Here is a 20,817-nt window from a genome sequence, read left to right on the forward strand (position 1 = left end):
CATGATGGTTCCAGTTGGGGGAAGGTCAAGATGGAAACTGCTTGCAATTGGTCAAAAAACATTCGCAATTCGGCGCGAGACTGCGCACTCTACTTCCGGATTTGACTTCAGGAATTTCAGGCAATGGTTTCATCTGGCGGGCTTTCCCTTTCACCGCATGCGCTCGCCGCCGAGCGGCGCGGCTTTGACACGTCGATCGGCCGCAGGCTCTGCGCAGGCGCCGAGGCCGGTCTGTTGCCGCACCTGCATGTGGTGCTGGCGGAGAGGGGCGGCGAGACGGTCCTGGAAAGTTACGGCAGCGGCCCGGATGAGAACTGGGGCCGGTCCATCGGTGACGTGTCCTTCGCCGCGGACACGCTGCACGACCTGCGCTCGGTATCGAAAAGCATCGTCAGCCTGCTTTACGGGATTGCCCTGGAACGGGGCGAGGTGCCGCGTCTCGACACGCCGATCCTCGACCTGTTTCCGGACTATCCGGATCTCGCCGCCGATCCGCAAAGACAGCAATTGACGATCGAACACGCGCTGACCATGACGCTCGGCATGGAGTGGGACGAAACCCGTCCCTATACCGATCCGGAAAACAGCGAGATTGCCATGGAAATGGCACCGGACCGCTACCGCTATATCCTGGAGCGCCCCTTTGTGGCCGAGCCGGGCGCGCGCTGGATCTACAGCGGCGGCGCGACAGCGCTGGTCGGCGAGATCCTGCAGCGCGGCACGGGCAGAAAACTGCCGGATTTCGCACGCGAGAGGTTGTTTTCACCGCTCGGCATCGAAACCTTCGAATGGGCCGCCGGTCCGGACGGAACCCATTCCCCGGCTTCCGGCCTGCGCTTGAGCGCGCCGGATCTGCTGAAGATCGGTCGTCTGGTACTGGGCAACGGGCTCTGGCAGGACCACCGGATCGTTCCCGAAGCCTGGCTGACGGCCTCCCTGAGGCCGGTGATCGCGACGGGGGAGGGGCCGGATTACGGCTATTTCTGGTTCTGCGGTCAGGCGCCGGTCCCGGCGCTCGGCGGGCCGGTGCCCTGGTTCGCCGGTTTCGGCAATGGCGGCCAGCGGCTGTTCCTGTGCCCGAAGGCGGACGTGGCCGCCGTCATCTTTTCCGGCAACTACAACAACTGGAACGCCTGGATCCCGCCGACCAGGGTGTGGAGCGAGATCATCCTGGCGAACCTGGTCAGGGTGTGACTGAATCTGCCACAAACTCCGTCGTCATCCTGAGGAGCGCGCTAGCGCGCGTCTCGAAGGAGTGGCCTCAGGCACCAGAGCAAGCAGCTCGTCCTTCGAGACGCCGCTAACGCGGCTCCTCAGGATGACGCTGAAGGAGGGGCCGGCTCAAAAAAGATATGCCTTTGCGGCAAACCTGCAGAACGGCCTCTCCACACACTCCGCCGTCATCCTGAGGAGGACCGACAGGTCCGTCTCGAAGGAGCGGCTTCAGGCGCCTGCCTGGCAACAGAGCAAGCGGTCGTCCTTCGAGACGCCGCTAACGCAGCTCCTCAGCATGACGCTGAATTGGGTGCAGACGCTGCAGGATGCCTTAGTCCGGCCAAACCTACCGCGCCACCAGCAACGCCCGATACCAGAGCGCGCTGGCCTTGGGGGTGCGCACCTGGCTGTCATAGTCGACATGGACGATGCCGAAGCGCATCCGGTAACCTTCGGCCCATTCGAAATTGTCCATCAGGCTCCACAGGAAATAGCCGCGGACCGGCACGCCGGCCTCGCGGGCGTCGGCAATCGCGCCGAAATGCGCGGCGAGATAGTCGATCCGGCCCTTGTCGTCGATGACGCCGTCAACGGGCTCGTCATTGTAGCAGGCACCGTTCTCGGTGATGTAGCAGTCGGGCAGGGAATAGCGCGCGTGGAGGTCCTTGAGGAGATCGGAAAGGCCTGGCGAAAAGACCTCCCAGCCGATATCCGTCACGGGAACAGCTTCATTCGGCGGCACCGCCACGGCTTGCGGATAGTCCGCCTCCAGGTCGCTGTCCTCGCGCACCCGCCAGGGGGTGTAGTAATTCAGGCCCCACCAGTCCAGCGGCTGGCTGATCGTGTCCAGGTCTCCTTCGCGAATGTCCATCGAGGTGCCGAAGGCCGTCAGGAAGTCCGCCGGATAGGCACCTTCGAAGAGCGGCTCGAAGAAAACCCCGTTGTGGAACGTGAAGGCCCGCTGCGCGGCGGCCTTGTCTTCCGGCCGGTCGGTGGCCGGATAGATGGAATAGGCATTGAGCACGATGCCCATCGGCAGGTCGGCGCGTTCAGAGCGGGCGGCCTGAACACCGAGGCCGTGGGCGAGATTCAGCGTATGAACGGCGGCGGCAAATGCCTCCGGGCTCTTTTCGCCGGGCGCATGGATGCCGTAGAGATGGCTGAGGTGGCAAATGCACCAGGGTTCGTTGATGGTCGCCAGCGCGTCCATGCGGTCGCCGAGCCGCCGGACCACGATTGCGGCATAGTCGGCAAAGGCCTCCGCCGTGCTGCGCGCCGTCCAGCCGCCGTCACCCGCCAGCATCAGGGGCAGGTCCCAGTGGTACAGCGTCGGGTAGACCTTGAGGCCGCGGGCGACCATGCCGTCGATCAGGCGGTCGTAGAAGTCGAGCCCCTTTTCGTTCACCTGGCCACGGCCGTCCGGCAGGATGCGCGGCCAGGCAATCGAGAAGCGGTAGGCGTCGACGCCCAGTGACCGGATCAGGTCGAGATCGTCTTCCCAGCGATGATAATGGTCGCAGGCGACGTCACCCGTGTGGCCCTTGTAGACCCGGCCCGGCATCTTCGAAAACGCGTCCCAGATACTCGGTTTGCGGCCGTCCTCGGCCACAGCGCCCTCGATCTGGTAGGCGGCGGTCGCCACGCCAAACTGGAAATCATCGGGGAAGCGCTTTGCAAGGTCTTTTGGGGACACCATCGAATCTCGTCTCATGGTCGTGGGAGCATGCCGAGGTGATAGGTTTCAAAGCGCTTTGGATCAAGCTTTTTCCTGCAGGCTCAGAAAGTATTTCCAGAAGGGCAGGCTCGGCGCCCAGCTTTCCACCAGTGTCGCGACAGCCCCGTCGCCGAGAACCGCCTTGGTGTCCGGAAGCGACTTCCAGACGGCCAGGCCCTTGTGCCTGGCCAGCTCCGCGTGAGGATGATCCTTTGGGAAACCGCGCGGGATCCTGGCAAGATCCGGTTCGGAAATCTCGAAACCCTGCCTTTCCAGGTCCGTTAGCAAACCCGCGATCGTTTCGCCGTCGCCTGTCTCGAGGGCGTGCAGGTAAGCGCCAAGAACCGCTTTGGAGAAGGCCATGCAGCCGGTCCCGAAACGCAGGTGATCGCGTTCGACGGACAGGAAGAATCCGGGTGGCTGCGCTTCCTTGCCTGCGAAGGTGGCACCGCTCGGCCAGAAGGCCATGCGGATGTGGGTGTTGTAGGGCGTCTTGTCCTTAGAGAACCGGAGGTCCCGGTTGATGCGAAACTGCTTGGAGGCAAGGGCGTGTCCGGTGACCTCTTCAAGCGCATGCAGAAGCGCGGGCCGGAACGCGTCGGCCGGTTTCTTGACAAACCGCTGGTAGTCCGCCTTGTGGGCTTCGAACCAGTCCCTGGAATTGTTGGCGGCGAGGTCTTCCAGGAAGCGGAAGGTCTCCGACTGAAATCCGGCGGATGTCATCGGGCGGCCTTTCCGGTTCTTGTCTTTTTCGGCTTCGCGGCCTTGGGCGGCAGGGCGCAGACGTAGGTCCGGGCCATCTCGACCCAGTCCTTCAGATCCTCGTCCGTCTCGATGCCGTCCGGCTCGATCCGGATGAAGCCGGGCATCGGCCGACCGGTCGGCCGGCATTGCGAGGCGTGCGGTTTCGACAGGGCCGCGGCTTCCTGGTCCTTGCCGACGCGGGCCATGAGACCGCGTTTCGACACGCAGACCAGCATGTTGCCGTTGACCATGAAACAGGTGCCGCCGAACATGCGTTTCTGCTCGACATTGCCATCGGGAATGAACGAACGGGTGCGTTCGATCAGAACGGTGTCCATCAAGTCCGACATGGGTTGCAATACTCCCTTCAGTTCGTGATCACCTTTCCAGGACGTTCCAGACCGGCAAAAACCGACAGCAGGGCCAAAAGAAAATCGCATGCACTGCCATCGCGCTTCAAATTCATGCTAGGAGGCCCGTTGAGGAAAGAAAACCGGATTCGGAGGACTGCTTGCCCGAACTCGTCTTGATCGCCGCCGTGGCACGCAACGGGATCATCGGCGCGGACAATGACATGCCCTGGAGGCTGTCGTCCGACCTGAAACATTTCAAGAGCCTCACGCTCGGCAGACCCGTGATCATGGGACGCAAGACGTTCCTGTCCTTCGGCGGCAAGCCGCTTCCCGGACGGCCGCATATCGTGATCTCGCGCGATCCCGGCTACGCACCGGAGGGAGCCGAGCGTGCGCTGTCCTTCGACGCGGCTCTTGAGCGCGGAGCGGCTCTTGCGGCAGATCTCGGCGTCGGCGAAATCATGTGCATCGGCGGTGGCCAGATCTACGCCCAGGCCATGCCCCGGGCCGACCGGCTTGAAATTACCGAGGTCGATGCGGCGCCATCGGGCGACACGCGGTTTCCCGAAATCAGCCCGCAGGTCTGGCAGGAAACGTCCCGGGTGCCGGGCGCGCGCACGGAGCGCGACAGCGCGGATTTCACCTTTGTCAGCTATCGCCGCAAGGCGGATGGGACGTGACCCGGACGCGATGACCATTCCAGATGCAATGACTGCCCAATGGGCGGCCTTCGACCAACTCAGCCTTCAGCAGCTCTATGGCCTGCTGAAACTGCGGCAGGATGTTTTCATCCTGGAGCAGGCATCGTTTTATGCCGATATCGATGGCAAGGATCCGCAGGCGCTGCATTACCTGATCCAGGACCCGGCGACGCAAGCCGTAACGGGGGCCATCCGAATCTTTGTCGAGCCGGAGGTGAGCACCGCGCGGATCGGACGTGTTGTGATCGCGCCCGAAGCCCGTGGCTCGGGTCTCGGCCGGGCCATGATGCAGGCGGGCATAGACAAGGCCCGTGAAATGGCCCCGGGTTGCAGGATCCATGTTCGTGCACAGGCCTACCTTGAAGACTTCTACTGCTCGCTCGGATTCGAGACCGTTTCCGAAGCCTTTGTGGAGGACGGAATTCCGCATATCGACATGATCCGGCCCTGATATTCGGGCAGGCTCTTTGGCAGAGTGCGGCCAAATGTGCGCCGGGGCTTGACAGTGACCGTTTCAGGACCCACCTCCGGCGCGGGAAATCATATGGGTTTTAGGAGGTTCCGGCGCCGGTCTATCCGTTGAAAGCGGTCGGTAACCTCCCTATAACCAACCATGAGTCAGAACGGGCGAATGCCCATGTCCGGCGGGTTCCGCCGGATCTCGAAGAAGGAATTTTTGATGCCTTGGAGCAATCAGTCAGGCGGCGGTGGCCCCTGGAAGGGTGGCGGAAACGGCGGCGGTCCCTGGGGCGGCGGCGGAAACAACAACGGTCCCTGGGGCGGAGGCGGTCCGAACAGGGGCGGCAACAACCCGCCGGACCTGGAAGAGCTCCTCAAACGCACGCAGGACCGCATGCGCACCGTTCTCCCGGGCGGTGGCGGCGGCGGTCTCGGCACCATCGGTGTCCTGATTGTCTTTGGTGTCGTCGTGATCGGTTGGCTGGCGACCGGTTTCTATGTCGTCGACGAAGGTGAGGTCGGTGTCGAGCTCGTGCTCGGTGAAGTGACCGATCAGACGCCTCCGGGCCTCAACTACAACTGGCCCTACCCGGTCGGTGAAGTCTACAAGCCCAAGGTCGAACAGCAGCGTGAAACCACGGTCGGGGTCGATGAAACCGTCAGCGGCTCCGGCGTCGTGCGTGCGCGCGACGTGCCGGAAGAAAGCCTGATGCTGACGGGTGACGAGAACATCGTCGATGTCGGCTTCAAGGTCCTGTGGCGTATCAAGAACACCCGCGAAGGCATCAGCGACTACCTGTTCAACATCCAGGATCCGGAAGGCACCGTGAAGGCTGTCGCCGAGAGCGCGATGCGCGAAGTCGTCGGCAGTTCCAACATCGACGCCATCCTGACGGAAAACCGCGTGGCCATCCAGAACGACGTCGTCACCCTGATGCAGGCGACGCTGGACACCTACCGTGCGGGCGTCGAGGTCGCCGAAGTGCAGATGCAGCGCGTTGACCCGCCCTCCCAGGTCATCGACGCGTTCCGTGACGTCCAGGCGGCCCGTGCCGATCAGGAACGTATTCGAAACGAGGCGGAAGCCTATGCCAACCGGATCGTTCCGGAAGCGCGCGGTGAAGCGGCTCGCGTTCTTGAAGCAGCCAACGCCTACAAGGAGCAGACGATCGCGGAGGCGACCGGTCAGTCCCAGCGTTTCACCAAGATCTACGAACAGTACAAGAATGCTCCGGACGTGACCCGTGAGCGCCTTTACCTGGAGACCCTGGAAAAGGTTCTTGGCTCCAACAACAAGATCATCATTGACAGCGAGTCCTCCGGATCTGGCGTGCTGCCGTTCCTGCCGCTCAATGACCTGAACCCGCGCGGCGGCGCCGCCGCGACGGCACGGACCGGAGGAAATTGATCATGCGTAGCGGAATTCTCGCAATCATCCTGATCGTCGTGGCCGTGCTTGGCTACATGTCGATCTACATCGTCAATCCGACCCAGCAGGCCCTGGTCCTGCGGCTCGGCCGGATCGTCGAGGAGCCGAAGACCACACCCGGTTTTTATCTCAAGTACCCGTTCGTGGAGAACGTGGTCTACATGGACAAGCGTGTCCTCAACCTGAACATGCCGCCTCTGGAGCCGATCTCCTCGGACAAGAAACGGCTCGTTGTGGACGCGTTCGCAAGGTACAGGATCTCCAACCCGGTGCTCTTCTACCAGCGCGTCTCGAACGTCCAGACCGCCAACCGGCGCCTGTCGACGTTGCTGCAGTCGTCGCTGCGTTCGGAACTCGGCCGGACCAGTTTCGTGGCGCTTGTGCGTGACGACCGCTCCGGTGTTATGGAGGCGATCCGCCGTGACGTCAGCGCCAATGCGGAAGAACTCGGCATCGAGGTGATCGATGTGAAGATCCGCCGCGCCGACCTGCCGGATGCCAACTCCCAGGCGATTTACGCCCGGATGCAGACGGAACGTCAGCGGGAAGCGACCGAAATCCGCGCACAGGGTGAGGAAGTCGCCCGCCGGATCCGTTCGCGTGCAGACCGTGACGCCACGGTCCTTGTCGCGGAAGCAAGGCGGGATTCTGAAATCACCCGTGGTGACGGCGATGCCGAGCGGAACAAGATCTTCGCGGAGGCTTTCGGAGCCGATCCGGAGTTCTTCGCTTTCTACCGGTCCATGCAGGCCTATGAAGCCGGGCTCCAGGCAGGAGATACAAGCCTCGTCCTGTCACCGGATTCCAGCTTCTTCCGGTTCTTCAAGGATCCGTCAGGCGTGCTCCCGCCGGCTGCCGACGGCAATGGCAGCCAGGGTGTCTCCGACCGGTCGCCGTCGCTCGCCGCTCAATGAGCGAACTGGTAACGGCGCTGGGTCTGGTGCTCGTGCTTGAGGGTGTGCTCTACGCACTTGTGCCCGGTGGCATGAAGGCCATCATGCGCAGCGTGATGGACACATCGGACCAGACCTTGCGGGTGACCGGCCTGCTTGCCGCGGTGATCGGCGTATTTCTTGTGTGGATCATTCGCGGATAACGAAAAGTTTTCGGGCGGGAGGCGCAAAAACGTCCCGCCCGTTCTATATTCTGGTTCAGGACCAGTAAGTAATAACCCATCGGCTGCCGGCCGTGGAACACATTGGCTGGCGGTCCACCCGGCCGGGATGAGGAGAAAGCCCTATGGCTCCAGATTTTGTTCGCCGTCGGATGACCCGGGTCGCAGCTGCTGCGGCGGGTATCCTGCTTGGCGGAATGGTTGTGTTTCAGCCTGTCGACGTGGCCCATGCACAAGGCCCGGTGTCCGTCGCCGACCTGGCGGAGGAACTCGGCGATGCCGTGGTGAACATTTCCACGGCCCAGACCGTTCAGGGGCGGCGGTCGGTTCCGATGCCGGAAGTGCCGGACGGCTCGCCGTTCCAGGAGTTCTTCGAGGAGTTCTTCAATCGCCAGAACCGGGACAACGATCAGCCGCGGCGGGTTCAGTCGCTCGGCTCCGGCTTTGTCGTGGACGGCAAGGAAGGCATCATCATCACCAACAACCACGTCATCGAAGGTGCGGACGAGATCACCGCGAACTTCAATGACGGCACCAAGCTCCGGGCGGAAATCATCGGCACCGATGAAAAGACCGACCTGGCGGTCCTGAAAGTCGAGCCGGAGACACCGCTCAAGGACGTCAATTTCGGCGACAGCGACGCGATCCGCGTCGGGGACTGGGTGATGGCCATCGGCAACCCGTTCGGCCTTGGCGGCACGGTGACGGTCGGCATCGTGTCGGCGCGCAACCGCGACATCAATTCCGGACCCTATGACAACTTCATCCAGACGGACGCGTCCATCAACCGGGGCAATTCCGGTGGCCCGCTGTTTGACATGCAAGGCAACGTGGTCGGCATCAACACGGCGATCATCTCGCCGTCCGGCGGCTCGATCGGCATCGGTTTCGCGATCCCGGCCAAGACGGCGATGAACGTGATCGAGCAGCTGCGCGAGTATGGCGAAACCCGCCGTGGCTGGCTCGGCGTGCGCATCCAGGAAGTCACCGACGAAATCGCCCTCAGCCTGGACATGGATGAGGCCATGGGCGCGCTGGTCGCCGGCGTGACCGAGGATGGTCCTGCGGCGAAGGCGGAGATCGAGCCGGGTGACGTGATCATCAAGTTCGACGGCAACGAGGTCGAAACCATGCGGGAACTGCCGCGCATGGTCGCCGAAACCGACATCGGCAAGGAAGTCGAAGTCGTCGTCCTGCGCAAGGGCGAGGAAGTCAACATCACCGTGACCCTCGAGCGCCTGTTGGAAAACGAGGTGACCGAAGCCAGTGAAACCACGGAAGGCGAGCCCGAAGACAAACCTGCGGAGAAGAGCGAAGTTCTCGGCATGATGCTCGCGGAACTCGACGACAGCCTGCGAGAACAGTTCTCCATCGACGAGGACGTGACCGGTGTGGTCGTCACGGAAGTCACGCCCGGCTCATCCGCCGAGGAAAAGCGGGTCATGGCGGGCGATGTCATCAAGGAAGTCGCCCAGGAACCCGTGGAGACGCCGGCCGATGTCGAGGCGCAGATCGAGAAGCTGAAAAAAGACAACCGCCGTTCGGCGCTGCTGCTTCTGTCCAACCCGACCGGCGATGTCCGCTTCGTACCGGTCCGGATCGAGGACGAGTAAGCCGCCCAGCTGGCAGAATGACATGAGAAAGGCGCCGGTAACGGCGCCTTTCTTGTAACAAATCCCCACCTTCAACCGTCATCCTTCGAGACGGACCTGACGGTCCTCCTCAGGTTGATGCCCCTGTTTTGTGCCGCCATCGCCCGGGGTTGGGGAGGCAGCTCGGCGGCTGTTTTGTCTCCGAGCCGTTATGCGGTGCGGTCCGACCCGACCCTTCGTTTCGTTCAGGGTCAGCTCAGAACGAAGTCGCTTTCCGCATAGCCCTGCAGGTAAAGCAGCGCCGTGAGGTCGCCGTGGTCGACCCGGATGTCGGCGGCTTCCGCGACAGCGGGCTTGGCGCGGTAGGCGACACCGGTGCCGGCGCGTTCGATCATGGAAAGGTCATTGGCGCCGTCGCCGACGGCCAGGGTTTCCTCGAAGGCAAGACCTTTCTCGGCAACGAGATACTCCAGGCGGGCCCGTTTGGCTTCCCGGCCCAATATGGGCTGTCCGACCTTGCCGGTCAGCTTGCCATCCGCCTCAAGCAGCGTGTTGGCCTGGTTCTCGTCGAAGCCGATCATGTTGGCGACGGCCTTGGTGAAATGGGTAAACCCTCCGGAGACCAGGGCACAATAGGCGCCGTTCGCCTTCATCGTCTGCACCAGCGTGCGTCCACCCGGCATCAGCTGGATGCGGTTGCTCAGAACCGTGTCGATGGCCGAAACGGGAAGGCCCGCCAAAAGGCCGACGCGCTCTAGCAGGGCCGGTTCGAATTCGATCTCTCCGCGCATCGCCCGTTCGGTGATCGCGGCGATCCGGTCCTTCAGGCCGAGTTCGGCGGCGAGTTCGTCGATGCATTCCTGGCGGATCATGGTGGAATCCATGTCCGCGATCAGCAGGCGCTTGCGGCGGCCGGCTTCCGGTTGCACAAAGACATCCACGCGGGCATTTCCGACGATTTCGCGCAGAATATTGTCGGCGGTGCTTGCGTCGCACCCGTCAAAGCGGATATCCGCGGCGACACCGGACATCAGTACGGTCGCCGTGCCGGATACGCCGAGCGCGTCCGATGCCCGGCCGATCAACTCCGCGTCGACCGCGGGCGCAGTAGGAGTGGACACCAGAGTGGCAACAAGCGACATGGACGGTTCCTTGGATAAAGACGGGATCATGGCTTCGGGCAATCGCGCCATCCTGATAGCCGGGCCAACCGCCAGCGGCAAGTCCGCCCTGGCGCTGGACCTGGCAAAAACGATGAACGGCGTCATCATCAATGCCGATTCCATGCAGCTTTACAAGGATCTCAGGCTGGTGAGCGCGCGTCCGGGCAGCGACGAGGAGGCACAAGTTCCCCACCGGCTCTACGGCATCCTGCCGGCGTCGACTGCCTCCTCGACCGGCGCCTGGCTGCGCCTGGCCGAACGCGAGCTCGACATGGCCCGGGACAACGGCCGGCTGCCGATCCTTGTCGGCGGAACCGGGCTCTATTTCAAGGGACTGACGGAAGGGTTCGCAGAGTTGCCGGACATTCCCGTGGAGGTGCGCGCCAAGGCCAGGGAAATGGCCGACCGGCAGGATCTCGACGGGCTCAGACAGGCGATTTTTGATCTCGGGGATCCGCAGGCGGCCCGAGATCTTGCCGACCCGCAACGCCTGGCCCGTGCCCTGGAGGTGCTGATGGCCACCGGCAGGCCGCTTGCCCGCTGGCAGCAGGAGCACCAGTCGTCGCCTCTGCTGGCGCCGGACCGGTGCCTGAAAATCGTCCTGGCGCCACCGCGGCCCTGGCTGCACGAGCGGATCGCGCAGCGCGCGAAATTGATGCTGGCGGATGAAGGCATCGCGGAGGTCCGCGCCTTGCTCGCACTGGGACTTTCAGACAAACTTCCGGCCATGCGGGCCATCGGCGTACCGGAAATCGCCGCGTTTCTGGCGGAAACGGCCGATTATGCAGAAACGCTCCACAGGCTGACTGTTGCAACGCGGCAATACGCAAAGCGTCAGGAGACCTGGTTTCGCAACCAGATGAGTGACTGGCAACGGGTTGATCCGTCGGACAAAATCAATCTGGAAAAGTTTCTGAAGATTTGCTGACCGGAAGGCATCAACCTCTGGGGTGTGCGGTGCAGCGCCGGGTATCTCATTAACTCGTTGGAAATACGAATTTATTTTTTCGGAATTTGTACCTATACTTTGGTCTGCCATCGGGTTGGCACAATTCAGGGTTACATGGATCCCGGCTACAGCAATTGTCGATTCAGCATAGAACCGGCAAACAGGAATTCTAAAACGGGAGGACACGGTGCAGACGATTTACCTCGAATGCGGCGCAGTGCGGCTTGTCCCTTTTTCGCCCAGCGATATCAATCTCGTGAAGGGCCTTCATTCCGACCCGTTTGGAAACCAGTGTTCCGAATACTCCACCAATTGCACGGTGGTCGATGCAGCCGAGCTGGTGCGCTCCGCGCTCAAGCACCAGAACGATCATGGCTTTGCGAAATGGAAAGCCGTGTCGCCGGAAGGCGATTTTCTTGGCTGGGCGGGATTCACGCCGCTTGCGGAAACCTCCGAGATCAGCGTCAATTACTGCCTGCGCAATGATGTCCTGGACAACGATCCGGATCTGCCGAAGCGGCTTTTCCTTGCGCTTTCGGACTGGTTCTTCGAAAACACCTATTTCTCGCACCTTGTTGCGGTGGTGCGCACCGACAATCGCACCATGCGGGATGTCGTTCTGGAAGCCGGCTTCTATCATCGTGAAAGCAAGGTGATCGAGGGCATGCAGGCAGACGTGTTCCAGCAGCTCAGCCCCTCCATGCAGTCCTATTTGATGAGCGCCTAGCCGGCGCCCCGGGAACCAAAATCGATCGGGCAATGATAGGGGGTCGTGATCAGCCACGGCCCTCTTTTTTTTGAAAGACATCTGTTGCGATCAAGCCCGTGTTGGAGACCGAGCTGTTCTGTCCATGCGGCGTCACCGGCTATCTGATCTGTGTCAGCTGCCGCGGGCTGCCTTTCCCGGCAGCGCTGCTTTTTTCAGGACTCCGGCAAACCGGTCGGGTCAAGCCGGTTCCGCAGAGAAGTGCCTATCTGCTCAGCCATGTCCGGCAGCAGCATCGCCCAATGTCCGGAATGGGGCGCGCGAATTACCTCCAGGCTTGGATACCAGAGGCTCCTGCCGTCTTCGGCGTACCAGTACCAGGGCGGCACATGTGCGATGAGTGCCAGTCCCGGAGTGCCGGCCGCACCGGCTGCATGCAGCACCATGCCATCGGGGGCGATGACAAGATCCAGGACGCTCAGAAGCGCTGCGAGGTCTTCAAGCTGGCGGATATGCCGGCCGGCGTCGATGATCCCGTTTCTGCCGCTCAACTGGGTCCTGCTGTGGTCCCAGACCGTGCTGACCAGGGTGCCGGGCAGCATCGGCAGCGCCGACAGAAGCGGTTCCAGCGTCAGGCCCGGTGCGGTCTCGTTCCAGGCAAGGCCGATCCAGGGGCGGGGAAATTCGGCAAGGGCATCCAGCCAGCGTTCGCGCAGGTCTTCTCGCACCGGCAGATAGGGAACCTTGCCGGTGAGCCCGCCTCTCACCTGCGCCGGCAGGCCGAGAAGCTGCGACACGGGAAAGCCGCCCGAAATCTCCGGCAGGGTCTCGGTCGAGCCGGGAGCGTCATTGGGCAAATAGGTGTCATACCCGAACAGGCGGGGCAGCCCAGAGATTGCGGAGGAGCCTGCAACGGGTGTCGACAGACCCCGTCCCGTTGCGCCGAGAAAACGGGCCAGGACCATGAATTCAAGATTGCCGAGGTCCGGGTCGATCACCATGGCAGCCGTTTCAAGCGTTCTGTTCAGGTCGCCGTCGCCGGGGTGGAGGGACGGGCCGGCCAGATCCGGAACCTTGTCGATCTGACCGGTGGAGAGGTAGGCGTCCCTCAGGACACCGAAGAGCCGGGCCTTTTCTGGAGGCTTGAGCTGCGCCGTTTCCGCCAGGAGCGGTTCCAGTAGCTGCAAGGTCTTGTCCGGTTCTCCGGCAAGAGCATAGGCGGTGCCCAGGGTCAGGATCGCGTCGGTCCGGTCTTTCGCGGATTTGGCGACCGGCGCAAATGCGCGCAGCGCGTCCGTGGCCTCGCCGCGGTTGGCCTTGACCTTGATGTAACAGAGCCAGGCGGGCATGAGGTCGGGGAAGAGGGTCCGGGCCCGCTCCGCATATCTCAGGGCTTCCGTGAGCTGTCCGGTGGCGGCGGCGTTGTTCGCCAGGGCGATCAGGTGATCCGGATTGGCAGGAAACTGCAGATGCGCGGTTTCCAGGAAAGGCGCCGCCTTGCCATGGTCGCCGAGTGCGGTGAGGATCCGGCCTGCCAGGGCATTGAGGGCGGCATTGTCCGGTGCCAGGTCGAGCCCTTCCTGCACGTTCACCAGTGCCGGGCCAAGCAGCCCGTGGGCAAAATAGAGACGGGCGATGCCGAGCAGCAGATCCGGGTCGCTCTTGCGGGCGCGAATCCCGTTCAGGAGGTCCTCGACCTCGGCAAGCTCCCCGGTCGCGGCCAGGAACTCGGCCTTGAGCAGGGCGGCCTGAACATGAAGCGGGTCAAGCGCCAGCGCACGCTCCGTGAGCTGTTCCGCCTGGCGGCTGTCGTCGTTCAACAGGGCGATCCTGGCGGCCAGCGTCAGAAAGCCGGGATCCCGCTCGCTGCTGGCTGTCGCATTGGCCATAAGCGCCTGCGCGGCCTCCATGTCGCCATGGGCAAGCCGGGATTCGATCAGTCCGCAGAGCGCCTCCGGATGGCCCGGAGACAGGTCCAGAATGCTTTCGTAAAGCAGCGCCGCATTGTCGTGCCGGCCAGCTGCGGCATGGTCATGGGCTGCCTTCAGCCTGTCATCCACCAGGAGCATTCAACAGTGCCTAACCAACGCTGACGCGCTTGCCGTCGAGGCGAACGTCCTCTTCCGCCGTGATCATCGAGATTTCGCTGTTCTGGGTGGCGATGCTGTCGATGTTCTGAACCAGGATGCCGGCCTTCAGCGTCTCGGTCTCCTTGATGGCGCTGCTCCGGCTCTGTGCCGTGGTGGTGATCGTGCGCGCGTTCAGCATCTTGTCGACATAGGTTTCTAGCGACCGGCTGAAATTGCTCACCAGCTTCTTGCCGGTCTGCATCAGGCTGTCGGTCAGGATCGTCATCCGGCGGGCGCTGACCTGGACATCAGGCGCGGACAGCGCCAGGCGGCCGTCCGTCTTCAATGCCACATCCTTGGCTCCGGTCACGCCGATCTCGGCCGTTACGTCCGCGTTCCTGGTCAGGACCGACAGCATGAAGGACTGGTCCGGGCCGCGAAAGACAAGAACGGTGTCGCCGATCACCGGTGCGAGCAGGCAACTGGTCGCCTGAACCGCGTGGATCTGGTCCCCGTCCGCCAGCGTCACCATGGCTTCCTGCTCCGTCACCAAGGCCTTGACGGTTCCGGTGTCGAGGCCGTTTGCCGCCGGCGCAGGGTTGGAAGTCGTGTTGACCAGGGCCTCTGTGTTTGTGTCTTTCTTCACCATCATGCTCGGCTTACCGTTTCGCGTTGCTGCGTTATCATATCAGATCCGGGCTGCCACGGCCTTCAGGTAAGGCTTAAAAGGCGGACCTGCGAGGGAACCAGGGTGGTGCCGACGGAATTCGGGGACAGGCCGTTCTGGGCCGTCGGGTTCACGAGGGCGCGGGTCGCCGGCATGCACTGGAAGAAGAGCTTGAACGATCCAATGATGTTGCGGCTGTTGGAGCAGACCATGGCGGAGACGACGCCGGGGCCGGGGCCGCTGACCGTCACGGGGGCGACGCTGGTCATGTTGTGCACGGGCGTGCACTGGGCATAGGTGCGGAAACAGGTCGGGATTTCGGTGGACCGGTAGCCCATGGAGAACAGCGGAACCGGCACGGGGCCGGCCGGTGTCGTTTGCAGGTAGATGTCGGGAACCGAAAAATCCAGACCGGGCAACGGACCCTGTGAATTGACAAAGCACATCAGGCTGCCCCCTTGTTGATCGGCAAATCGCTGTGGAGGGCGATCTTGTCCGGATTGTACAGTTCCGCTTTCAGGCGTTCAGTGTCGGTCTCGATCCGGCTGCCGGCTGTGCCGAGCATCACAGTTTTCTCGATTTTGGCGCCGTGGAACTTGGTATTGAAGAAGTGGCTTGCGCCGAGATTGGCCCCGGACAGGTCCGCGTGGGAAAACTCCGTCTGGCGCAGATCGCAGCGGTCCAGCAGGACGGCCCGGCAATCGGCTTCCAGGAACACGGCCGAAAACAGCTGGGAGCTGGTGAAGCGGGCGCCCGACAGGCCTGCACCGGCGAAGTTGGCCATGGTGAACTGGCCGCCCGAAAGGTCGACCCCGTCCAGCCGGCACTTGGTGAAGCAGGTGGTGTTTGCCGTCACGCCCGTGAGGCTGGCGCCCTCGAAATCACATTCGGCAAAGACGGAAGCGGTCAGGTTGGCGCCGTCCATGAGGGTGCCCTTGAAGCTGCCCTGGTAGAAGGTGCAATGCTGCCAGGACTGGCCGGCAAGGTCGAGGCCCGACAGGTTTGCATCCGCAAACAGCGCGATGTCGATTTGGGCACCGGTGATGTCGACGGGGCGCAGGTCGGCTTCGGTGAGCATGAAATTCGACAGGACCGCATCCGCGAATGTCGCGTTCCTGATATCGGGGGCGAGCAGGGCGGCGCGGTCGAATGTCGTGCCGGAGAAATCGGCATTGGCGAGCTTCGGCTGCGCCACGGACAAATCGCTGAACGTGCTGCCTGCAAAGCTGCTGTTGCTGGCATCGCCGCCGACGATCTGCAGCCGCTCGACCTTTGTCTCGCGCATCTCGGTGCCGCTCATGTCGCAGCGGATAATCTGGGTGTTTTTCAGGTTCGACCCGTTGAACCTGGCCTGCGTCAGCTTGCAGGAAACGAACTGGGCGTTACCGAGATCCGTTCCGGAAAAATCGCAGCCGGAGAGATCGCATTCGATGAAGCGGATCCCGGACAGGTCCTCTCCGGCAAAGGAGTGTCCGGTGGCGATCCGCAGTATGACCGGCTGTTCGTGGTCCCGGAACGCCAGAACGTCTTCCCGGCTCACCGGTTTCCTGTCTGCCTTAAGCATGGGTGGGTTGCTCCAGCAGTGTCAGGCCGAGATTGGCGCCGGAAAAGTCGCAGGCAGCCAGTTTGGCATCCATAAGATCGGCGGCATAAAGATTGGCGGCACGCATGGAACAATGACGCAGGTCGACGCCGGTCATGGCCGCCATGAACAGGTTGGCGCCAAAGAAATCGCTGCCCGTGAAATTCGAGCGTCCGAACAGGGAATTCTTGAACGAGGCGAGCCTGAAGTCATTGGCCTCCAGGTCGCAGGTATTGAAGAAACAGGTTTTTCCCTTGGCCCGCAGAAAGCAGCTTTCCGCCATCTTCGCCATGTTGAAGGAGCTATCCGTGGCCTCAAGCGCATCGAACCTGGATCCGGTCAGGTCGCATGCGCCCATGAAGCCGACAGAGTTCCATATGCCGTTCCGGCAATCCGCCCCGGGCGCGTTCACTTCGATGAAAGCGACACGTTCCAGATCGCTTGACGAGAATTCCATGCCCGCCATGGACAGCATCACGAACATGTTTCGCTGAAGTTTCGATGCGGTCGCGGCAAATCCGTCCGCGCGTCCGGAGAGAAACTGGCAATCGGTTACGCGGCTTTGCTTGAGGCGAAGTCCGACCAGTGTCGTCTCGATGAAACGCACCTGCTCCAGCGTGACCTGGCTGCCGGCCGACTGCGAGAAGTCGGACTGAAAAATGTGCAGATCGCGCAGGAGTGCCTTGTCGAGGCGCAGTTCCCTGGCGCTGACCTTGCTGAGATTGGCGTGGGTGAGATCGGCGCCGGAAAAATCGGCCTTGTCGAGGGTCGCTCCGGTGAAGACGGCGCCCGTCAGGTTGCAGCCGGCAAAGCGGGCGCCGGTCAGGTCGGCCTGTTCGAAAAAGGTCTCGGAGAGATCCCGGCCGCTGAAATCGGCGCCGCGCAGATCGGCGCCGGCCAGGTCGGCCCCCTTGAAATCATGCCGCTCCCTGAGCTTCTCCGTCACGAGCGTACCAAGGCGCAGCGCGACGCCGTCCGGCAGCGGCTCGATCGGGAACAGCGCTGTCGGCGCGTGCTGGCGCGCCATCACCATGCTGTCGTCGACGGTTGCCTGGGCTTCCTCAAGCCGGTCCATCACCATGTCGATGGAGGTCGGGGCGGCCTCGGACGGCGGACGGGGCGCCGGCGGCTGGTTCCCTTCCGTCTCGGCGCTGTCGACATGCGCCATCAGCTCGTCCAGCATGTCGCCGAACGTGTCCTTCCGGACAATCGGCGAACCGGATTGAGCGGCTTCCTTTTCCAGGCGCTCGGTCAGCATCGTTTTCGGCGGAGTGTCCTCGCTGCCGAGAGCCTCGGCTGGGGTATCTTCGGTATCTTCCGGCACGGCATGGGCAAGGCCCGAAAGATCCATCTCTTCGACGGCCTTGCGAAATTCGGCCAGAAGGCTGCCTTCCGGCTGCCGCAGCGCCCGGGCAACGGCCTTTCGGTAGGCGGTTTCGACGGCTTCTTCGTCCGCGCCGAAAAGCTCATCGAGGCGGCCGAGGGCCGCAGAACCGTCGCCTTCATCCGCAGCGGCCGGCAGACCGGTCTTTTGCTCCTCGACCACCGCCAGATCGGTCCTGATCTGCTCCAGACCCCGGGCCAGTTCGGGGTCGAGCTCGATATCGGGATACCGGGCCATCAGCTCGTCGTCTGCAATCGGTGTCTTCATGTTCGGCTGCAGACGATCCGGCGGTGTCACGGCAAGCACCGCCCTGCGCTGCAGCTCGGCCTTGACCATTTCCCGGTCCCGCTTTTCCAGCAGCGCATCTTCCACCGCCTGGATGTCGTCGAGCAGCATGGCGATATCGAGGTCGCCATTCTCCAGCTCTTCCTGGGTCGGCTGGGGAACAAGCGGAAGGTCGTCGAGGATGCTGGTGTCCCGATCCGGCAGCAGATCGGGGGGAATGCCCTCGTCTTCCAGCATCTTGCGGGTGGCCCAGGTCTGATTGTCCTGGAATTTCTGGCGATCCGCGGCCGCCTTGTCCAGTTTGGCCTGCCGCCTGGCGCTCAGGATCGCGGCGTCGACCATCGGCATCAGCTGGTAATCGGCAAGCGCATATTTGTATGCGTCGTCCTTGGACGTGCGCTTTTGAAAGACATCCGCGTAGTAGACGCCGTCCCGGCGGGGAGCGTCGGTCTCCTCGAACGCCAGCATCAGTGTTTCGATGTCCTCGGCGAAACGGTTGCTGCCGCGGATCAGGCCGCGGAAGGTGAGCACCGCCTTCTCGACATTCGGGAACAGGGTGACCGTGTCGCAGCGCATGTCGGTTTCCACGAGGTCGATGTTCCGCGCCAACTTGTAAAAGCAACGGGCGACGAGGCGCGGGAGCACGCCACCGACCGATGCCGCGCCGCGCGACATGCCGGTGATCATAAAGCTTTCGCCGCCTTCAAAGAACGTGTCGAAACGCTGCTCCAGCGGTGCGTCGCAGTGATAAAGCGGATTGAAGTCCTCAGGCTTGAGCGGAGAGACGTTGTCGATCCAATGCTGGTCATAGGTGCCCAGATATCTCAGGCGGGCCGGGTCGTCGGCCGGGATCGGCCCGAAATGGGCCGGGCGCGGCTGATCGTCGAGCGATTTGATGAGCCGCGCGGGATCCTCCACATTCGGCAGCGGCGCGTCATAGCCGGCGTCGACCAGTTGCCGCGCGCCAAAGCCCTTGCCGCGCGGGTTTTGCGGAAAGGACTGTCCGCCAAAGGCCTGGCAGTCGCCGATCGGCATCTTCAGGAACGGCACCGGCCGGCTCATCTTCACGCCCTGATCGGTCATTTGCCAGAAGCGGTCGCCGAAGACGGCCAGGCGCTTGTGAAACGATCCGAACCGGGCGGATACTTCAATGCCCTCGACGGGAGTGTCTCCAGGCGAGAGCGCGCAGCCGGCGATGATCAGCTCCGCTTTCGGTTTCAGCTGTCCCTTGTCGAAAATGGCCCCATTTGGCATTTGTTCGACCACCATCGGCCAAAGCGCCTGTTCCGTGAGGAAGCGCTTCGGGTCTGAAAAATCAAACAGGGCATGGGCGGAGACGGTGGTCAGCGCACCATTCCGGGAGGGCTCCGTCTGGTGAGCCACCGAGATCCGCGATGGTTTTATGATTGCTGGCAAGTTGCTCTCTCACCGTGTGTTGTCTTTGGGCCGGATGCCGGCTGTTAGCGCTTTGTCATCCGGCCATGAAGTCGGTACCCCTGGGGCGGAACCGGGTCAGACGTAGCAGGTGAGGTTGCCGAGTTTGACATCACAGCCGGAACTTTTCAGATCGGCCTGGACGGTCTCGACCTGAAGGTTGCTGCACATGCCCTTCATCTGGCTGTTTTCGACTTTCAAGCTCTCCAGGCCAACCATGATCTGGTTCCATTCGGCCGTGCAGTCGGTGGATCCGAATTTTGCCGTCACCTTTTTCATGACGATGGCCTTGAGATCTATCTGGGTGCCTTTCCAGTTCAGGCACACCCAGTCGGAAAAGAAGTTGAACTTGTCGAACTGCATGCGCACGCCATAAACGGATTCCATGATGCCGCCGTAGTAGGAGGTCATGTTGAAGCCATAGATGCTGTTGAAGTCCCAGCCGTATTTGTGGCTCTCGTAGGAGTCCTTGTATTTGATCAGGTGCCACTTGTCGTAGGTGTGCTCGGACTTGTCCTTGATCTTGCGCTCTTCCTTCTGGCAGGTGACCTTCAGCTTGCTGGCGCTGGTGATGGTCATGTCGCCTTTTTCGGTGCTCAGATCGTATTTTTTCTCGGCCGTGGTCTTCAGGTCGCCATCGACATCAAGCGTGTGATCGCCGTTGGTCTTCTGGTGATAGTCGCCCGATTCCAGGTACATTTTCTCCGCCGCCCTGACCAGGATGCGGCCGTCGCAGGACATCATGATGCCTTCGGAGCCGCCCGCGGCATTGGTGTAGACGGAACTGTCGTCGCCTTCATCGGAAATATGCTGCGCAGGAAACAGGTCGTCCTGGTGGCCGTGATCGAAAACCCTGTGTTCCACGTCGGAATATTCTCCGAGGCGCAGAAAGGCCCCGACATTGTCGGTCGTCGCGGACGGGCTGCCGGACGGGACCAGGTAAAAAACGGTCCGTCTTGCAGCAGGCGCGTTGTGACGGTGAGAATGCGGGGGCATGGTTGTTCTCCACGTTCGGGTTTGGTTGAGCCTGCTGGTGGAGGGCAGGCTCTTTACGGGACGTCCGGTTCGCTTCCGACGCGCCAATCAGGCGGGGGTCATGTCGTCCGATTCCGCCAAAGCATGGGCATCCTGCGGCCCGGACGTAAAAACACCTGATGGCGTCCAATCTGCCACCCGGTGGCCGGGTGGTACATATATCCTTCGTTTAGGCAGTCGTATCGGCATATGACGGCGGCTCGAGAACTTGCCACCAACTGG

The 20,817-nt window shown here is 62.4% G+C and carries 19 protein-coding genes; 9 read left to right on the forward strand and 10 right to left on the reverse strand.

From position 1 onward, the window contains the following. The first annotated feature begins 123 nt into the window (after positions 1-123). Positions 124-1,194 (forward strand): serine hydrolase domain-containing protein, encoded by a 1,071-nt coding sequence (locus O6760_RS17125; RefSeq protein ID WP_269580926.1) that lies wholly within the window; start codon positions 124-126, stop codon positions 1,192-1,194. 367 nt (positions 1,195-1,561) lie between these two features. Here O6760_RS17125 and O6760_RS17130 read toward each other — a convergent pair whose 3' ends face one another. The 3 genes from O6760_RS17130 to O6760_RS17140 are packed head-to-tail and all read right to left on the reverse strand — an operon-like array spanning position 1,562 to position 4,023. Then, entirely contained in the window at positions 1,562-2,911 is a 1,350-nt protein-coding gene (locus O6760_RS17130; protein ID WP_269580927.1) for a GH1 family beta-glucosidase, read from the reverse strand. A 60-nt stretch (positions 2,912-2,971) separates the two neighbouring features. Then, on the reverse strand, positions 2,972-3,652 hold the full coding sequence (locus tag O6760_RS17135; RefSeq protein ID WP_269580928.1) for a DUF2461 domain-containing protein: 681 nt from the start codon (positions 3,650-3,652) through the stop codon (positions 2,972-2,974). Further along, a complete protein-coding gene (locus O6760_RS17140; RefSeq protein WP_269580929.1) occupies positions 3,649-4,023 on the reverse strand; it encodes a TfoX/Sxy family protein in 375 nt (124 codons plus the stop codon). The genes O6760_RS17135 and O6760_RS17140 overlap by 4 nt, the downstream gene beginning before the upstream one ends. A gap of 161 nt (positions 4,024-4,184) precedes the next feature. Between O6760_RS17140 and O6760_RS17145 the strand changes: the two genes are divergently transcribed. The 6 genes from O6760_RS17145 to O6760_RS17170 all read left to right on the forward strand — a co-directional run bounded on the left by O6760_RS17145 (position 4,185) and on the right by O6760_RS17170 (position 9,342). Continuing rightward, the gene (locus O6760_RS17145; RefSeq protein WP_269580930.1) at positions 4,185-4,706 is read left to right on the forward strand and encodes a dihydrofolate reductase; all 522 of its coding nucleotides are present in this window, start codon (positions 4,185-4,187) and stop codon (positions 4,704-4,706) included. A 10-nt stretch (positions 4,707-4,716) separates the two neighbouring features. Further along, on the forward strand, positions 4,717-5,178 hold the full coding sequence (locus O6760_RS17150) for a GNAT family N-acetyltransferase (protein WP_269580931.1): 462 nt from the start codon (positions 4,717-4,719) through the stop codon (positions 5,176-5,178). 228 nt (positions 5,179-5,406) lie between these two features. Further along, a complete protein-coding gene (hflK, locus tag O6760_RS17155) occupies positions 5,407-6,594 on the forward strand; it encodes an FtsH protease activity modulator HflK (protein ID WP_269580932.1) in 1,188 nt (395 codons plus the stop codon). A 2-nt stretch (positions 6,595-6,596) separates the two neighbouring features. After that, positions 6,597-7,529: a protease modulator HflC gene (gene hflC / locus O6760_RS17160; RefSeq protein WP_269580933.1), complete on the forward strand. Its 933-nt coding sequence runs from the start codon at positions 6,597-6,599 to the stop codon at positions 7,527-7,529. Next, the gene (locus O6760_RS17165; protein WP_269580934.1) at positions 7,526-7,711 is read left to right on the forward strand and encodes a DUF2065 domain-containing protein; all 186 of its coding nucleotides are present in this window, start codon (positions 7,526-7,528) and stop codon (positions 7,709-7,711) included. The genes hflC and O6760_RS17165 overlap by 4 nt, the downstream gene beginning before the upstream one ends. A 143-nt stretch (positions 7,712-7,854) precedes the next feature. Then, the gene (locus O6760_RS17170; RefSeq protein WP_269580935.1) at positions 7,855-9,342 is read left to right on the forward strand and encodes a Do family serine endopeptidase; all 1,488 of its coding nucleotides are present in this window, start codon (positions 7,855-7,857) and stop codon (positions 9,340-9,342) included. Between the two features lie 230 nt (positions 9,343-9,572). Here the strand turns inward: O6760_RS17170 and serB are convergent, their stop codons facing one another. Continuing rightward, positions 9,573-10,463: a phosphoserine phosphatase SerB gene (serB, locus tag O6760_RS17175; protein ID WP_269580936.1), complete on the reverse strand. Its 891-nt coding sequence runs from the start codon at positions 10,461-10,463 to the stop codon at positions 9,573-9,575. A gap of 28 nt (positions 10,464-10,491) precedes the next feature. On the opposite strand from serB, the gene miaA reads away from it, so the two are divergent. Both miaA and O6760_RS17185 read left to right on the forward strand, forming a co-directional pair. Beyond that, positions 10,492-11,412, forward strand: coding sequence for a tRNA (adenosine(37)-N6)-dimethylallyltransferase MiaA (gene miaA / locus O6760_RS17180; RefSeq protein WP_269580937.1), 921 nt, complete (start codon positions 10,492-10,494; stop codon positions 11,410-11,412). Positions 11,413-11,620: 208 nt separating this feature from the next. Further along, complete coding sequence (locus O6760_RS17185; protein ID WP_269580938.1) at positions 11,621-12,160, forward strand: GNAT family N-acetyltransferase; 540 nt, start codon at positions 11,621-11,623, stop codon at positions 12,158-12,160. 194 nt (positions 12,161-12,354) lie between these two features. On the opposite strand, the gene O6760_RS17190 is transcribed toward O6760_RS17185, so the two are convergent. The 6 genes from O6760_RS17190 to O6760_RS17215 form a co-directional block, all read right to left on the reverse strand. Continuing rightward, positions 12,355-14,208: a tetratricopeptide repeat protein gene (locus O6760_RS17190; protein ID WP_269580939.1), complete on the reverse strand. Its 1,854-nt coding sequence runs from the start codon at positions 14,206-14,208 to the stop codon at positions 12,355-12,357. Positions 14,209-14,218: 10 nt separating this feature from the next. Further along, entirely contained in the window at positions 14,219-14,860 is a 642-nt protein-coding gene (locus O6760_RS17195) for a DUF3540 domain-containing protein (RefSeq protein WP_269580940.1), read from the reverse strand. 59 nt (positions 14,861-14,919) lie between these two features. Then, entirely contained in the window at positions 14,920-15,321 is a 402-nt protein-coding gene (locus O6760_RS17200) for a PAAR-like domain-containing protein (RefSeq protein ID WP_269580941.1), read from the reverse strand. Beyond that, positions 15,321-16,439, reverse strand: a complete 1,119-nt coding sequence (locus tag O6760_RS17205; protein WP_269580942.1) for a pentapeptide repeat-containing protein — start codon at positions 16,437-16,439, stop codon at positions 15,321-15,323. Before O6760_RS17205 ends, O6760_RS17200 begins: the two co-directional genes overlap by 1 nt. Beyond that, positions 16,432-19,542 carry a DUF2169 domain-containing protein gene (locus O6760_RS17210; protein WP_269580943.1) on the reverse strand — a complete coding sequence of 1,037 codons (3,111 nt, stop codon included), beginning with the start codon at positions 19,540-19,542 and terminating at the stop codon, positions 16,432-16,434. Before O6760_RS17210 ends, O6760_RS17205 begins: the two co-directional genes overlap by 8 nt. 96 nt (positions 19,543-19,638) lie before the next feature. After that, positions 19,639-20,556, reverse strand: coding sequence for a hypothetical protein (locus tag O6760_RS17215; protein WP_269580944.1), 918 nt, complete (start codon positions 20,554-20,556; stop codon positions 19,639-19,641). Positions 20,557-20,817: the final 261 nt, after the last annotated feature.

Origin of the sequence: Roseibium sp. Sym1 (assembly GCF_027359675.1) — a bacterium.
Classification (GTDB): domain Bacteria; phylum Pseudomonadota; class Alphaproteobacteria; order Rhizobiales; family Stappiaceae; genus Roseibium.

Excerpts from the sequence above, each read along its gene's own strand:
- O6760_RS17125 (WP_269580926.1), top strand. The coding sequence starts at position 124 with ATGGTTTCATCTGGCGGGCTTTCCCTTTCACCGCATGCGCTCGCCGCC.
- O6760_RS17170 (WP_269580935.1), top strand. The coding sequence starts at position 7,855 with ATGGCTCCAGATTTTGTTCGCCGTCGGATGACCCGGGTCGCAGCTGCT.
- O6760_RS17190 (WP_269580939.1), bottom strand. The coding sequence starts at position 14,208 with ATGCTCCTGGTGGATGACAGGCTGAAGGCAGCCCATGACCATGCCGCA.
- O6760_RS17195 (WP_269580940.1), bottom strand. The coding sequence starts at position 14,860 with ATGATGGTGAAGAAAGACACAAACACAGAGGCCCTGGTCAACACGACT.
- O6760_RS17200 (WP_269580941.1), bottom strand. The coding sequence starts at position 15,321 with ATGTGCTTTGTCAATTCACAGGGTCCGTTGCCCGGTCTGGATTTTTCG.
- O6760_RS17150 (WP_269580931.1), top strand. The coding sequence starts at position 4,717 with ATGACCATTCCAGATGCAATGACTGCCCAATGGGCGGCCTTCGACCAA.
- O6760_RS17140 (WP_269580929.1), bottom strand. The coding sequence starts at position 4,023 with ATGTCGGACTTGATGGACACCGTTCTGATCGAACGCACCCGTTCGTTC.
- serB (WP_269580936.1), bottom strand. The coding sequence starts at position 10,463 with ATGTCGCTTGTTGCCACTCTGGTGTCCACTCCTACTGCGCCCGCGGTC.
- O6760_RS17165 (WP_269580934.1), top strand. The coding sequence starts at position 7,526 with ATGAGCGAACTGGTAACGGCGCTGGGTCTGGTGCTCGTGCTTGAGGGT.
- O6760_RS17135 (WP_269580928.1), bottom strand. The coding sequence starts at position 3,652 with ATGACATCCGCCGGATTTCAGTCGGAGACCTTCCGCTTCCTGGAAGAC.
- hflC (WP_269580933.1), top strand. The coding sequence starts at position 6,597 with ATGCGTAGCGGAATTCTCGCAATCATCCTGATCGTCGTGGCCGTGCTT.
- O6760_RS17130 (WP_269580927.1), bottom strand. The coding sequence starts at position 2,911 with ATGGTGTCCCCAAAAGACCTTGCAAAGCGCTTCCCCGATGATTTCCAG.
- O6760_RS17215 (WP_269580944.1), bottom strand. The coding sequence starts at position 20,556 with ATGCCCCCGCATTCTCACCGTCACAACGCGCCTGCTGCAAGACGGACC.
- miaA (WP_269580937.1), top strand. The coding sequence starts at position 10,492 with ATGGCTTCGGGCAATCGCGCCATCCTGATAGCCGGGCCAACCGCCAGC.
- O6760_RS17205 (WP_269580942.1), bottom strand. The coding sequence starts at position 16,439 with ATGCTTAAGGCAGACAGGAAACCGGTGAGCCGGGAAGACGTTCTGGCG.
- hflK (WP_269580932.1), top strand. The coding sequence starts at position 5,407 with ATGCCTTGGAGCAATCAGTCAGGCGGCGGTGGCCCCTGGAAGGGTGGC.